At 69.5% G+C, this 13,878-nt stretch carries 14 protein-coding genes and 2 pseudogenes; 7 read left to right on the top strand and 9 right to left on the bottom strand.

Annotation, left to right across the window (positions count from 1 at the left end):
* A partial coding sequence (locus ACLB9X_RS10970; RefSeq protein ID WP_410360100.1) for a transposase occupies nt 1-168 on the bottom strand: 168 nt, incomplete at its 3' end.
* 256 nt (nt 169-424) lie between these two features.
* Nucleotides 425-604 (bottom strand): hypothetical protein, encoded by a 180-nt coding sequence (locus ACLB9X_RS10965; protein WP_410360069.1) that lies wholly within the window; start codon nt 602-604, stop codon nt 425-427.
* A 173-nt stretch (nt 605-777) separates the two neighbouring features.
* Here ACLB9X_RS10965 and ACLB9X_RS10960 point away from each other — a divergent pair, with 173 nt between their 5' ends.
* The 4 genes from ACLB9X_RS10960 (at nt 778) to ACLB9X_RS10945 (ending at nt 4,906) form a co-directional block, all read left to right on the top strand.
* Nucleotides 778-960, top strand: a complete 183-nt coding sequence (locus ACLB9X_RS10960) for a hypothetical protein (protein WP_410360068.1) — start codon at nt 778-780, stop codon at nt 958-960.
* Entirely contained in the window at nt 921-1,304 is a 384-nt protein-coding gene (locus tag ACLB9X_RS10955) for a hypothetical protein (RefSeq protein WP_410360067.1), read from the top strand. The genes ACLB9X_RS10960 and ACLB9X_RS10955 overlap by 40 nt, the downstream gene beginning before the upstream one ends.
* 87 nt (nt 1,305-1,391) lie before the next feature.
* Complete coding sequence (locus tag ACLB9X_RS10950; RefSeq protein ID WP_410360066.1) at nt 1,392-1,517, top strand: hypothetical protein; 126 nt, start codon at nt 1,392-1,394, stop codon at nt 1,515-1,517.
* Nucleotides 1,518-1,747: 230 nt separating this feature from the next.
* A complete protein-coding gene (locus ACLB9X_RS10945) occupies nt 1,748-4,906 on the top strand; it encodes an amidohydrolase family protein (protein ID WP_410360065.1) in 3,159 nt (1,052 codons plus the stop codon).
* Between the two features lie 246 nt (nt 4,907-5,152).
* Here ACLB9X_RS10945 and ACLB9X_RS10940 read toward each other — a convergent pair whose 3' ends face one another.
* The 3 genes from ACLB9X_RS10940 to ACLB9X_RS10930 all read right to left on the bottom strand — a co-directional run bounded on the left by ACLB9X_RS10940 (nt 5,153) and on the right by ACLB9X_RS10930 (nt 6,966).
* The gene (locus ACLB9X_RS10940) at nt 5,153-5,608 is read right to left on the bottom strand and encodes a hypothetical protein (protein ID WP_410360064.1); all 456 of its coding nucleotides are present in this window, start codon (nt 5,606-5,608) and stop codon (nt 5,153-5,155) included.
* 915 nt (nt 5,609-6,523) lie between these two features.
* Nucleotides 6,524-6,700 (bottom strand): hypothetical protein, encoded by a 177-nt coding sequence (locus ACLB9X_RS10935; protein WP_410360063.1) that lies wholly within the window; start codon nt 6,698-6,700, stop codon nt 6,524-6,526.
* 35 nt (nt 6,701-6,735) lie between these two features.
* The gene (locus ACLB9X_RS10930) at nt 6,736-6,966 is read right to left on the bottom strand and encodes a hypothetical protein (RefSeq protein WP_410360062.1); all 231 of its coding nucleotides are present in this window, start codon (nt 6,964-6,966) and stop codon (nt 6,736-6,738) included.
* A gap of 464 nt (nt 6,967-7,430) precedes the next feature.
* Here ACLB9X_RS10930 and ACLB9X_RS10925 point away from each other — a divergent pair, with 464 nt between their 5' ends.
* Nucleotides 7,431-7,964, top strand: coding sequence for a CbrC family protein (locus ACLB9X_RS10925; protein ID WP_410360061.1), 534 nt, complete (start codon nt 7,431-7,433; stop codon nt 7,962-7,964).
* A gap of 168 nt (nt 7,965-8,132) precedes the next feature.
* Here ACLB9X_RS10925 and ACLB9X_RS10920 read toward each other — a convergent pair.
* A pseudogene (locus ACLB9X_RS10920) lies at nt 8,133-8,459 on the bottom strand (hypothetical protein); the annotation flags it as partial.
* Nucleotides 8,452-9,744 (bottom strand): annotated as a pseudogene (nhaA, locus tag ACLB9X_RS10915) (Na+/H+ antiporter NhaA); the annotation flags it as partial. The pseudogenes ACLB9X_RS10920 and nhaA, both read right to left, overlap by 8 nt.
* Before the next feature lie 304 nt (nt 9,745-10,048).
* On the opposite strand from nhaA, the gene ACLB9X_RS10910 reads away from it, so the two are divergent.
* Nucleotides 10,049-11,212 carry a PucR family transcriptional regulator gene (locus tag ACLB9X_RS10910; protein WP_410360060.1) on the top strand — a complete coding sequence of 388 codons (1,164 nt, stop codon included), beginning with the start codon at nt 10,049-10,051 and terminating at the stop codon, nt 11,210-11,212.
* A gap of 206 nt (nt 11,213-11,418) precedes the next feature.
* Here ACLB9X_RS10910 and ACLB9X_RS10905 read toward each other — a convergent pair whose 3' ends face one another.
* Together ACLB9X_RS10905 and ACLB9X_RS10900 are read right to left on the bottom strand one after the other, a co-directional pair.
* Nucleotides 11,419-11,949, bottom strand: a complete 531-nt coding sequence (locus tag ACLB9X_RS10905; protein ID WP_410360059.1) for a MarR family winged helix-turn-helix transcriptional regulator — start codon at nt 11,947-11,949, stop codon at nt 11,419-11,421.
* 80 nt (nt 11,950-12,029) lie between these two features.
* Nucleotides 12,030-13,031: a PP2C family protein-serine/threonine phosphatase gene (locus ACLB9X_RS10900; protein WP_410360099.1), complete on the bottom strand. Its 1,002-nt coding sequence runs from the start codon at nt 13,029-13,031 to the stop codon at nt 12,030-12,032.
* Nucleotides 13,032-13,258: 227 nt separating this feature from the next.
* On the opposite strand from ACLB9X_RS10900, the gene ACLB9X_RS10895 reads away from it, so the two are divergent.
* Nucleotides 13,259-13,762, top strand: coding sequence for a nitroreductase family deazaflavin-dependent oxidoreductase (locus tag ACLB9X_RS10895; protein WP_410360058.1), 504 nt, complete (start codon nt 13,259-13,261; stop codon nt 13,760-13,762).
* Nucleotides 13,763-13,878: the final 116 nt, after the last annotated feature.

Genomic DNA, 13,878 nt, shown 5'->3' with positions numbered 1-13,878 from the left:
GGCGGGGGCGACGCCACGACGATCCCGCTCCCGCAGCACCCACTCACGCAGCGTCGCCCTGTTGATACCCAGGTCAGCGGCGATGCTCTTGTACGTCGCCCCGGGCGTGGACTCGTACAGGGCCACGGCATCGGCCTTGAACTCGTCCGAGTAGTCCTTCATCGCCATCGGCGGTGTTCTCGCTTCCTCCGGATCAAGCAGATCCAGTATCAGCGTGTCCACCACTCAGGGGGAGGCCCCCACGACGGCCAGGGTCACCTTGACCGGCGAGGCCTTCGGCCCCTCCGCGATCGGTGCGATGGTTTGCATGATTTCCGCTCTCGTTGACACCGACAGGCTGTCGGTCTGTGGTGGACGAATCCGCCGGGCAGGTGTGGGTGGCGGCAGAACCCGCAGCCGCCACCCCGCACCGCCCGTTGTCAGGTCAGGCCTGGTCGATCACCAGGTCGAAGACGGCATCCGCGCATTCTTTGCTGATGCCGGTCTCGGTGGCAGTGGGCTTGCTCGTGCCGGCTTCGGCGGCCGGCTTGTCGCTGCTACTTCCGCAGGCGGTGAGGCTGGCGACGAGTAGCACCGCGGTTGCGATGGTCGGCCGGGTACGCATGGTCCCCCGTGGTTCGCGAAGTGGAGGACATCATGCGCCTTCTGGAGTTTTTGCGGGAGGTTTAGGGCGAAGTCGTGATGTGGTTCTTCCGTGTATGCCGTACTCCGTTGATCAGGTTGTGGATGGTGCGGCCAGCGTGACAGGCAGACAGCACCGTGAGGTGGGTGCCTGCGATGGCGGCGGGCGAAACCAAGACGGTCGCTGCCCGCACGCCGGTCTCGCTCGCGGGGGACCTGCTGGCCACCGAGCACATCACCGTGCCGATCACGACGCTCGACATCCACGAGTTCACGCACCCCGCCGGAGCCGTGCCCGCATGGGCACCCTGGATGCGCAGACGTTCCTCGCCAAGTTGAACCGCGTGCTACGCACCGCGGACCACGACGAGACCCTGCCCACTCTCACCGGTGTCCAGATGACCCTGGAGGGCGAGACGCTCGCCATGGCGGCCACCGACCGCTACCGTTTCGCGGTCGCAGAAGTCCCCGCCACCGCCACGGTGCAGCCGCTGGAGAAGCCGCTGACCGCACTCATCCCCGCTGGCATCCTCTCCCCTCTGGCCAAGCGCCTGAAGTCCTACGAGGGGGCTCGTGGGCATCGGCATCATCGCGAACGGCGAGGGCCTCACCGCCCGGGCCACCCCGTCGACGGTGCTCACCGAGGCCCGACATGGTCGGCCAGGACTACCGGCATCTGCTGATGCCCGTCCGGATCGACCTGACACGCACGCCTCGGAACTGCTGCGCTCTACCACCCGCACCCCGGAGTGCACTTCGGTGACGTCATCTTGACTGGCCCCACGGACCCCAGGACCGACACCGTCCGCGGGCTCACTGAGGACCAGGCGCTGACGCTGGTCGACCTCTACCTGCTGTGGCTCAACGTTCGCGTCCCTGGCGCACGACGCCACTGAACTCACGTCGCACCGGCCCCCGGAGTTGGCCGCCACTTGTCTGATCCGGCCTGTCGCGCGAGGTGAGACCGTCGGCGCAGTGGGGTCGCCTCGTCGACCACCGGCAGCGCCACGTGGCGCTCGGCAGCGGCAGCCGCTGCCCGGGTAAACCATCGGGGCGCGGCAGGCAACTCATGGGGTGGGGCGTCGTACTGCCGGGCGTCCTGCCGTGTGAGCTGAAGGGATGTGCTGTGGAAGCGAATTCCGCGAAATCACCGGTTGATGCCGGGGCCGGCCGGCGGCCCGCCCCGGTCACCCGCCGCAGATTCCTGGCAGGTGCCGGGGCCGCCGCGGTGATGACGTCGTTCGCCGGCCGGAGCGCCGACGCGGCTGTTCCCCGGACCGGCAGCGGCGGCGAGCTGAGGCTGGGTGCGGGTACCACGTTCGGGGCGCGGCTCTCTCCGGACGGCCGGTGGATCGCCATGGACCTGCTGGGCGTGCTGTGGGTGCTGCCGGCCTCGGGCGGACAGGCACGGCGGCTGACCAGTGACCTGTTTGACATCGCTCAGCCCGACTGGTCTCCGGACAGCAGCCAGTTGGTCTTCCAGTCCTACCGCGACGGCGTCTTCAACCTCTGGACCGTACGGCGCGACGGCAGCAGGCTGCGGCAGCTGACCACGGGCCCCTTCGACCACCGGGAGCCGCGCTGGTCGCCGGACGGGCGCACGATCCTGTTCTCGGGCGACGCGACGGGCAGCTACGCGATCCATGAGTACGACGTCGGCAGCGGACGCGTCGACGTGCTCGTCGACGGCCCGGGCGAGGAGTACGAGCCGACGTGGTCCCCAGACGGCAGCAAGGTGGCCTTCGTGGTGGGCAACACGCGCATCGACGTCGTGGACCGCGTGACCGGGGCGCGCAACACCCGCCTGACCGTGCCCGCCGGCCAGGTGATCCATCAGCCGGAGTGGACCCCCGACGGGGCCGACGTGGTCCACCACCTGACCCACGACGGCCGGTGCGACCTCATGATGTCGAAGGCCCCGGTCGTGGACGACGAGGAGACGTTCCCCTTCCGCGTCTCGTGGCTCGACGACGAGCGTTTTCTCTACACCGCAAATGGTGAGATCCACGTGCGGTCGCTCACCGCCCCAGGCACGAGGACCGTCGGCTTCTCGGCCGCCGTCACCACCAGGCCGGCGAAGTACACCAGACGCCGGACGGACTTCGAGAGCACGCGGCCCCAGCCGGTGCGCGGGATCGGAAGCCCCGTGCTGTCGCCCGACGGTGAGCGCGTCGCGTTCCGCGCGCTCAACGACATCTATGTCATGAGGATCGGCCGTGCGCCGCAGGCCCTGACCAAGGACCACTGGTGGAAGTGCGATCCCGCCTGGTCGCCCGACGGCCGGCGCCTGGCCTACTCGACCGACCGCGGCGGGACGCTCGACATCTGGATCAGGGACCTGGAATCGGGACAGGACCGGCAACTGACCGACCTCGCAGACAGGGCAGCGCTGTCCTCGGCCTGGTCGCCCAGCGGGAAGGAGATCGCCTTCCTGGACCAGGACGGCGCCCTGTGGACCGTCGACGTGGCGAGCGGCGCTGTACGGCAGATCTTCACCGCGACCTTCGAGCCGGGCAGGCCGACCTGGTCGGCCGACGGGGAAACGATCGCCCTGGCCGCGGTAAAGCCGTACTCGGCGAGATTCCGCGAAGGACTCAGCCAGATCCTCCTGGTCAACCGGACCACGGGGCAGGGCAGATACGTCGAGGCCGTGCCCGGCCGCTCGATCCAGACCCGGGGCGACGACGGACCGGTCTGGTCACCCGACGGGACTCGGATGGCCTTCGCCGTCGCGAGCGTCCTGTACACCGTGGACGTCACCGAGGACGGAACGCCCACCGGCGAACCCCGGCAGATCACCGACGAGGTGAGCGACGCCCCGTCATGGAGCGCAGACTCGCAGCAGCTCCTCTACCTCAACAACGGCCGGCTGCGCCTCGTGCCGGCGAACGGCGGACCTCCGCGCACCGTGGCCGTACCGCTCACCTGGACCAACGTCGTACCGCCCGCGCGCACCGTGATCCACGCGGGCCGGATGTGGGACGGCGTCCGCGAGGAGATCCGGCGCGACGTGGACATTGTCGTCGAGGGGCACAGGATCACGGCGGTCGAACCGCACGCCGCTGGCCGGGCGGGCCGACTCGTCGACGCGCGTGACCGGCTGGTGATGCCTGGCCTCATCGACATGCACCACCACCGGGAGATGCAGGGCTACGCCTACGGCGACCGGCAGGGCCGGCTCTGGCTCTCGCTCGGGGTGACGACCACGAGGTCTCCGGGAAGCCCCGCCTACCACATGGTCGAGGAGCGCGAGTCCACCCGGTCCGGCGCCCGGATCGCACCGAGGTACTTCGCGACGGGGGAGGCCGTCGACGGCCCGCGGATCTACTACAACTTCATGCGCCCCACCTTCACCGACGCACAGCTGAAGCTCGAGCTGGAGCGCGCGAAGAGCCTTGAGTACGACCTCGTGAAGTGCTACGTCCGCCTGCCGGTGGTGTGGCATAAACAGGTAGCCGCCTTCGCGCACGGCATCGGGATCCCGGTCACCTCGCACTACCACTATCCGGCCGCCGCCTTCGGCGGCGATGCGATGGAACACACGGGGGCCACGAACCGATTCGGCTACTCGCGCACCGTGACGCCGCTCGGCACGGCGTACGACGACGTCACGGACCTGTTCGTGGCCTCGGACATGGCCCGAACACCGACCCTCTTCGGCTCGACGACCCTGTACCGGGAGGACAGGACCCTCATCGAGGACCACCGCGTGCAGACACTCAATCCGCCGTGGCGGATGTCTGCCCTGCGGGCCGCCGCGGATGCCGCCAGTGGGACCGACCAGACGGCGCGTCGCGAGAACCTCCGGGCACAGGTCCGGCAGGCCGTGCAGATCTTCCGGAGAGGCGGCCGGATCGTCCTCGGCACCGACGCGCCGATCGACCACGCCGCGGTCAGTCTGCACATGAACCTGCGCGCAATGGTCGCCTACGGTTTCACCTCGCACGAAGCCCTGGTGACCGCGACCAGCCTGGCGGCCGCAACCCTGGGCGAGGACCTGGGCAGGATCGAACCCGGGATGTACGCCGACCTCGCCGTGATCAATGGGGATCCCTTCGCCGACATCAAGGACGCCGCCAACGTCGAACAGGTGCTGGTGTCGGGGGTCGCGCACACCGTCGACTCGCTGATGCGGCCGTTCGACCGCGCGTCTGATGCCGCCTTTGGGAAGCGGAGGGCCAACGCCGTGCTGGCTGCCGTCCCCGAACATCCCGCGAACCGCCCCTTCTGGTGGCACGGGCACAAGTACGTCGAGGAGGCACGGCACGCCTGCTGCAGCGGGTGAGATCTCGGCCCACCGGCCGGCGCCGGGCCCGGTGCCGGCCGCGCCGCCCGCAGGGCCGTCGCGATCCAGCGCTTCTGCGGTGGCTCCGGCGCAGCTTGCCGTGCCAACTCGCAGTGGTGTCCGGTCCGGTATGGGCGCGCAGGCGGTGTCGTGGCCGGAACCGTCGCGCACGATGACCGCGGCGGAGTGCCGCACGGGGCTGGGCACGAAGACGGCCGGCCGGGGACTGCCCGTTTCCCCGGCCGGTCATCGTGTCGGCCAGAACCGTGCCAGGTAGCGCTCCACCCCGTCCGGCACGCCGTGCGTGGCCTCCTCGGCCACGGCGGCGCGTCCGGAGACGAGCAGCCTCACCCGCCATACACCCGCGCCTGCCAGGACCACGGACTCCCCGGCCAGCCCCCCGGTCACGGCACACACGTCCAGCACGCCGGAGGGCGAGTCGACCTCCGCTTGCTCGTCCGCTTCCCACTCCCCTTCTACGTCCGCGGGTGGCTCGCTGTCCCACACCTCCACCTCGAGACGCGCGGTGTGGGTGTGTCCCGCGCTGTCGACGTCCAAGCGCCCCTGCTGCGACGTCAGGAATCCCGATGACGCTCCCGGGTCCCAGCCCTCCGGAAACAGCACCGGCACCGCGGCCTCATCACGCTCCTGCAGAGAGAACCCGAAGAACTCCACCTCTACCGCCAGAGTCTGCCTGCTCACGATCCCCACAGCCGCCCCATCCGCTTCTTCCCGCACACATCGACCAACGCCAAGTGTCGTACCAGCAACCGACCGGAAGCTCACCCATCGTGCACGCGACACGAAAACGGCCGAACACCGAAACAGCGGAACGTGGTTGTGCTGGGAGAGATGCGTCGCTTCATCGAGTCATATCCCCAGCCGGCCGCCATGTATCGAGCCGAACCCGCTCGCAGCGCCTTGACCCTCGAACGAGCGGGATAGCCACCGCACCCCGCAGTCCTGTACCGCACCCCAGCAGTCGCCCCGGTCCGCTACCCTCCCTCCGGCGCCGCGTAACGGCCGCAATGACCGCCGCTGACCGATCCGGCTAGCGCTGCGGATCAGACGGCTGTACGGACGCACGCCGGGAGACCTTCGACGGGCCGCTACCTTTGGCCCGTGAACGACAGAGGTAGATGGCTCGGCGCGGCAGCCTGGATTGTCGTCTGGTGGGGCCTGATAACAGTGGTCTTCCGCCTCATAAGCATGGTCATCGACGGCGACCCCAAGAGCTGGGCCATTTGTGGCGGCATGGCTGCTGCTTCCATCGCGACCGGCGAGCTGTCGGAGCGCTGGAACCGACGCCGACGAAGGACGAAGTCTCAAAATGCCCCCCGACACGGTGCCTGAGACAGGCCGCACCACAGGCGCACCCAAGGCGTTCCGTCGCAAGCCGTAGACGAGTTCGCCCCTCGGATCTCTGAGGACCCCCCCTTCACGCGCCGGTTCTGACATCCACACCTGAGATCAACGACCGTGGACTTCTGTCTGCGACTGCAACGGCCGCTTGGACCTTCGCGCTCTGGGTGTCGCCCACTGGTACGTTCCCCCTGCTCGACGGGAGCACATCCACCACCCCGCAGTATGCGCTGTGCAGCGATGCCGTTCTGCCCATCAACCGGCCGGTGTCCGCATCTCGATCGCGTCGATGACGCCGTCCGGGTTCGTCCCGCCATCGAACGGGCCGCCGACATATCGTGCCGCGCTCACCTGTGTCGTGGACGTCGCCGTCACGGACGGCTTCAGCCGGCCAGTTGTTTTCGTCAGGCAGGTGTCCCGAAGGCCCGCCATGTGCACCACGGCAAGAAGCTCGCCTGAGCGTCGTGTCAGCGCCGCCGCTGTGGAGTTGCGCCGGGTCCGGGGTAGTCGGCGTCGGCCTGCGCGGGCGGTAGGGGCCGGTGTCCCTCGGACCAGTGGTTGACCCAGCCGCACACCCCGCACGCGTACCGTCCGTCGATCCCTGAGACGCGGGTCCCGCATCGGTCGCAGTCGGTGCGGGTGATCTTCGGCCCGTCGTCTGCGGCGGCCGGCTGCGGTGCTTCTTGTGGCGCGCTCATTTCGACGAGGGTAGTGCGCTCGGGGCCGGTGCGGGCGTGCTGCCGCTGATCGGTCCGCAGTTCGGGCACGACCACGACCCGTTCGGGCCCTGCTGGGCTGTTCCTCCGCACCTCGGGCAGTTCATCAGGGATCCCCACGCCAGCCGTACGGTCACGGCCAGGATCCCCCGCGGCCAACCAGCCCTGGAACCCCAAGGACCGGCCGTTCTGCCGTCCGCGCAGGCCTTGCGTCCGCCGTCTGCTGCCACACTGGCCGCGACGAGCCCCCGGCCGGCAGCCCCAGAAAGCGAAGGAGACCGTCGACGGGGTTCGGCTGGTCTGGCAGTGCTTCGTCAACAAGCTGTCTCAATTGGCCGGGCCAGGAGGAGTGCGACGCCGCGCTTGATCGGGGACCTGCTCGCGGACAGACTGCTCTCCATGAGATCAGTAGGCATGGCCACCAGGGCGCAGATCGGGAACCGGTGATGAGTGCCGGCCTGCCCTTCTTTCGCTATCACCCAGACCCCCTCGCAAGCGGATCCATCCGCGCGGCCGCCGATACGTGTGCCTGCTGTAAACGCAACACGGGATGGATCTACACGGCCACCTTCTACACCGCACAAGAGGTCGGCGGACGTTTCTGTCCGTGGTGCATCGCAGACGGGAGCGCGGCTGATCGCTTCGCTGGTGAATTCACTGACTCTTACGGGCTCGCCGGTGTCAGCGAGGACGTCTTGCACGAGGTGACCCGCCGCACCCCGGGCTTCCATGCCTGGCAGGACCCGCACTGGCTCGTCCACTGCCAGGACGCGGCCGCCTTCGTGGGCGAGGTCGGGTACACCGAGTTGGCGGCGCGTCCCGAAGCCCTCGACCAGCTGCGGGCCGACATGCGCCTCGACGGCTGGCACGACGAAAACCAGCTTGAGCACTTCCTGGCCAACCTGGGCGAGGGGGCGAGCGCCATGCTTTTCCGCTGCACCGTCTGCGGCGCACATCTCTCCTACGCCGACGCGTCCTAAAAGTCTTCTGCTTGGGCGAGTCGTCGGTAGCAGACGAGGGTGCAGGCGATGCTCGCGAAGGCCACGAAGAGGCTCGCCTTGCGTTCGTAGCGCCGGTGCAGACGTCGGCATCCGGGCCATAGTGCGTTCGATAGTCCAGCGGTGCCGGCCCAGCCGCTGGCCGGAGTCTGTGCCCTTGCGTGCGATCCGGGGCGTGATCCCACGGTGCGTAACCATCGTCGCACGTGGTTGTGATCGTAGCCCTTGTCGCCATGGAGTTGCCGGGCCTGCGTCGACGTCGCCGCGCCGGGACCGGATCGGCGGTATTTCCTGCACCAGCGGGTTGAGGGCCTGGCTGTCGTGCGTGTTCGCGCCGGAGATGCCGACGGACAGGGGCGACCGGTCCGCTCGGTAACTCGCCTGTGGTGTTCGGGTGGTCGTCACAGCCGTTGATTCCGTCCGGACGGCCGGTGTTCTCGGGACGGAGATGGGTGCCGCCCTGCCGCTGTTCGGCATCGCCTTGCTGGTAGATGTCGGGGATACCGTCCGCGTTCTGGTCGGCGGTCTCCGCCTCGTACAGCCGCCGGTACTTGACGTTCCGCACCTTCAGCAGCAGGCACGCCACGACGGCGGACGTCAGGGAGCCGAGGAGGACGCCGGCTTTGATCGGCTCCAGCTCGGCCGGGTCGGGGTAGGCGAGTTCGCCGATCAGCAGGGAGACGGTGAAGCCGATGCCGGCCAGCATGGCCACGGCCACGACGTCGGCCCAGGCGAGCTCCGCGCTGAGTCGGGCTCGGGTGAAGCGGACGGCCAGGTACGAGCCACCGGCGACGCCCAGCACTTTCCCGACGGCCAGGCCGAGGGCCACGCCCAAGGGCTCGGGGCGTCCGACGACGTCGCCCCACGTGTCGCCGGAAATGCTCACTCCGGCCGCGAACAGCGCGAACAGCGGTACCGCGACCCCCGCGGACACGGGGCGGACCAAGTAGGCAATCCGCTCAGCCGGACGCCTGCCGCTCTCGCCGTCCTTTCCCACACGCAGCAGCAGGCCCATGGCGACTCCGGCCACGGTCGCGTGGACGCCGCTGGCATGCGTCAGTCCCCAGATGACCAGTGCCAAGGGCAGGTACCAGTACCAGCCGTGCACCCGCCTGCGGTCGTGCAGGTGGAAGAACAGCCCGAGGCCGAGCACCGCACCGATGAGGGCGGGAAAGTAGATGGTCGAGGTGTAGAAGACGGCGATGACGACGATGGCCCCGAGGTCGTCGACGACCGCGAGGGTCAGCAGGAAGGCACGCAGGGCGGACGGCAGATGCGTGCTGATCACTGCGAGCACCCCCAGCGCGAAGGCGATGTCCGTCGCCATGGGTACGGCCCAGCCGTTCCACGTACCTCCCATGGAGGTGGCAACAAGCCCGTAAACCAGTGCTGGTACGAGCATGCCGCTTGCTGCCGCGACCACCGGCAGGAGCGCGGTGCCCGGATGACTCAGTTCCCCGATCACCATCTCGCGCTTGAGTTCGGCGCCGGCGACGAAGAAGAAGATGGTCAACAACCCGTCCGCCGTCCAGTGGGCCACGGAGAGATTGAGCCCCAGTGCCTCGATGCCGAAGTGGAATTCCCGGACTGATTCGTATGCGCCGCTCAGGGGCGTGTTCGCCCACACCAGCGCGACGGCTGCCGCGGCAAGCAGGACCACGCCACCGGCCGTCTCCGTGCGCAGAGCGTCTGCCATGAACGTGTGTTCCGGCAGGGGGAGCCGCCCGAGGAAGGTGCGGGCCTTGCGGTTGCTCCGTGGCATACGGCTGGTCTCTCAGCGATCAGGGGCCTTTCGAGTCCGGGGTCCGGTCGTGCGCCGCGCTGATCGACGGTGCCGCGAGCAGGCAGGCCAAAGCGAGCAGGAGGAGGCGGGTAAGCCTCCGCAATGACGCCAGAGAGCGGGTCTGGGGCACGGCGCGGCACCCCCTTCGAGTCCGAGCGCGGACCTCGCCGGGTGCTGTGTATTCACGGGCTACCCGTGCCCTTCGGCCGGACGCCTGCCGACGATGTACAGCGACGGCCGTCTCGTACCCTCGCATATTGCCGAGGTCCGGCAAAATGGGACCATGGAGACGGGCAAGCGGGGCGGCTCGGCGCAGGCAGCCGGGGGAGCGGCCGCAGCGGAGAGGGGCCTGCCGGCGGCCGATGCGCTGGAGGGCTTCGAGGAGCAACTCGCCGTGGTCTCCCTCAACAGGCGACGGCTGGCTGAGGCAGACCTCGAGCCCTTCAGGGAACTCGCGGTCGCCGCGGCGGACGACGGCACTCCGCTGCGGGTGCTTGTCGGTGCTTGCCTGGACTCCGCTTGCCGGCACTGGGCGGATCTGCCCGGCGCGAAACAGGCACGGGACCGTGAAGCTCTGGAGCAGGTGGTCTTCGCCGTCCTGTGGGCCGTCGGGGATGCGACGGTGGCGCTGACCGAGGCGTACGAGACCGCTCACCGGGCGGCGATTCGCGGAGAGGAGGCGACACGGCGCGAGTTCGTCGACGACCTCCTGGAAGGCCGCACCCACCTGGGCCGGCTCGCCGAGCGGGCCGAGCGGTTCGGGTTCCGTCTGCTGGGCCCCCACGTCGTCGCTGTCGTCCGCGCAGCAGGCGCCTTCGGGGCTGGGGATGCCGCGACCCGTTACGTCGAGGAGGCGCTGGTGGCCCGGTTCAGCGCCCGCGGGGTACTGATCACTACCAAGGAGGGCCTGCTGGTGTGCGTGTCGCCCGGCGCGGCGACGGAGGTCCCCGCCTCCCTCGCCGAGGGTGTGCGCCACGCCGTGGGCGAGGAGTACCGGATCGCCGTCAGCCGGCCCCGGCCGGGACCCAGCGGCATCGTCCGCTCCTACCAGGAAGCCCGCAGCACCCTCGGCCTCGCCGCGACCCTGGGCCTGCGCACCCAGGTCGTGGACGCCGCCGACGTCCTGGTCTTCCAGGTGCTCGGCAGGGACCGAGCGGCCATCACCGACCTGGTCGCCACCGTGCTCGGTGGGCTTGAGGGGGCCCGCGGCGGCCCTCAGCCGCTCCTGGAAACCCTGAGCGCGTACTTCGCCAGCGGCTGCCTGAACACCACCACCGCGCGGCTGCTCGGCCTGAGCGTCCGAGCCGTCAGTTACCGGCTCGGCCGCATCCGGCAGCTCACCGGCCACGACCCCACCGATCCCGAGCAGCGATACGTCCTCCAGACCGCCGCGCTCGGCGCCCGTCTCCTCGACTGGCCCTCCAGCCCCCTCCAGCCCGCCGACTGACCCTTCTCCCCACCACTGGGGAGAGTCACCTGCGCGGTATCTCCGTCGCGGCGATGCTCGACGTGACCGATCGCCGACCACGGAATGCATCGCACCGCGTGTCCGCCCAGGACGGCCATGGGCACCAGCAGTGGCACAGGGCTTCGTTGCCTTCGCCGTGGGCCGACGCCCGCAGGACCAGGGAGTTCCTGGGCCCGGGCAAGAAGTCAGCTTTCCCGATGCGAGGACACATCTGCCCATCCCAGCGGGTGGAGGACACCCGCGTCAGTCTCCGCGGACGGTTCGCCGCCCGCCTCCGTGAACGCGGTGAGCGCGTCGATCAGTGCGGAGCGCTGCTCGGAGGTGAGTCGCTCCACGATCGTCGCGATCTCCCGCCGGCGCTTGGACGTGACGTCCGCCACGAGCCTGCGGCCCTCGTCCGTCAGCCGAAGTACGGTTTCTCGCCGGTTGTCGGGATTGATCTGCCGGTCCGTGAGTCCGGCGGCGATCAGCCGGTCGATCATACGCATCGCCGTCGACGGCTTGACCCCGAGCCGGTCGGCGAGCACCACCAGCTTGGCCGAGCCCTCGGTGGACAGGACAACGAGCAAGCGGAACTGAGGCAGCGTCACCCGATCCTCGGCAGCGGCCAGGGACCGCGCCGAGACGGCGACCAGGAGCCGGGACGCGGTCAGCACCGCCCGAGTCACCGCGTCGACGTCGTCGACGCTCTGCAGGGGCTGCGAGGGATCGGCCATACAGCAGTTCTACCGTGCCGTCACCCGGCGCGGACTCGCCCCGGCGACAAGCAGTCGGCACGTCGGGGCGCCGATCCGCTTCAGTGCCGCTGGTACCGCAGAAGCAGCATGGCCGCGTCGTCGTGCAAAGGACCCTCTACGTGCGCGACCAGGTCCGTTCGCAGCCCCTCGAGCGCTGCCTCGGGATCCGCGTCCCTGAGCAGGACGGCCCGCTCGACGAGCGGGTAGAAGCGATCCGTACGGTCCCTGGCCTCCGTGACGCCGTCCGTGTAGAGCAGCAACTGGTCGCCGTCGGCGAAGTCCGCCTCGTACGGCTCCGGCCCGGCCCCACCGTGTATGCCCAGCCCGAGGGGCAGGGCGTTGCGCGGCGGCTCGGCGAAGCGCACCGTGCCGTCGGGGGACACCACGACGGGCGGTGGATGACCGTAGTTGAGCAACGTGACGCGCTGGTCGTCGCCCACCTCGGCCAGTACCGCCGTCACGAACTTCTCTCCCCGCAGTTCCCGGTCCGCGGCCCGTTCGAGGCGGGCGCCGACGCTGCGCAGGTCCGGTTCGTCGTGGGCGGCCTCCCTGAAGGCACCCAGCACGAGGGCCGCGGTCTCCACCGCGTCCAAGCCCTTGCCCTGGACATCTCCCACGATCACCCGGACACCGGCCGGTGAGGCCACGACCTCGTACAGGTCTCCGCCGATACGAGCCTCTGCCACCGCAGACGTGTACGACACCGCCACCGTCAGATGCCCGGCGCGGCGCGGCACCGGACGCAGCAGCACACGCTGCGCGACCTCCGCGATGGACCGCACGCCGGCCAGCTCGGCCTCCCGCCGTTGTCGCATGACGGCGGCCAGCAGGCCGGCCGCCGTCACCCCGGCCACCGATGCCAGCGCGGTGAGGCCCCTGCGGCCGGGGAAGCGTCCGTCGTACCACCCGAGAGCCATGCAGAGGACCAGGGCGAGGCTGCCGACCAGTGCCGTACGGCGCCGGCCTCCGACGAGTCCGGCGAAGGCCGGGCCGAGGGAGACGAGCGGCAGGAACCCCACCGCGGGTCCTGCGACGACGTCGATCACGGCGACGAACGCCATGACGGCGTACGGCAGGTACGACAGCAGCGAGAAGGGCCGCGGCACCGCTTTGGTCACAGGGTCACCCCGCGATGGGACGTGCGGCGCGCATGACTTCCGGGCCGCCTGGCACCGCGTCGTGTGCGGCCCGAGAGCTTTAGCCTATGCAAAACTTTCCTTACTGAAGGACCTTTACCGCCTCCCGTTACCGAACCGCAGCCGACCATCGACCCACAGGCAGGGCCGTCATGACCTCTCCGCGAAGTGAGCCGAGCCGCCCCAGGATTCCTACCGGCTGGCGGCGTCTCGTAGCCCGGCTGCCCATCCACCTTTACCGAATCGGCCTCGGCCCCGTCCTCGGCAAGCGTCTCCTGCTTCTCCTCCACACAGGCCGCACCACCGGGGCGACTCACGAGGTGGTGCTCGAAGTTGTCACGTACGACCCTCGGGTGCCCGCGTGGACCGTGGCTTCCGGCTTCGGCCCCATGGCCGACTGGTACCGGAATCTGCGTGCCACGCCGAAGGTCACAATTCAGTACGGCAGGCGGTACCACACAGTGACCGCACACTTCCTCTCCGAGGAGGAGGGCGGCCGAGTGATGGCCGGATACGCCGCAGCACACCCCCGACTGGCCAGGCGCCTCTGTGCCTACATGGGCTTCCGCGTCGACGGATCCCCGGAGGGGTTCCGCAGGGCTGGGCGATCCATCCCGTTCGTACGGCTGGACGGCGGCACGAAGCAGGCCGGTTGAACACCTCAGCGGTCACGGCCGTATCTCCTGTTGCGCGCCGTGCCAGCCGCCGAACAGCTCCCGGACGACAGGAACGAAGAGTTCTCCATGCCGATCCAGGAGGCATCATGCGTCCG

The organism is Streptomyces sp. 5K101 (assembly GCF_046506645.1).
Lineage (GTDB): Bacteria > Actinomycetota > Actinomycetes > Streptomycetales > Streptomycetaceae > Streptomyces.
The sequence above is the reverse complement of the archived record's forward strand: the minus strand, read 5'-3'. Positions and strand labels throughout refer to the sequence as shown.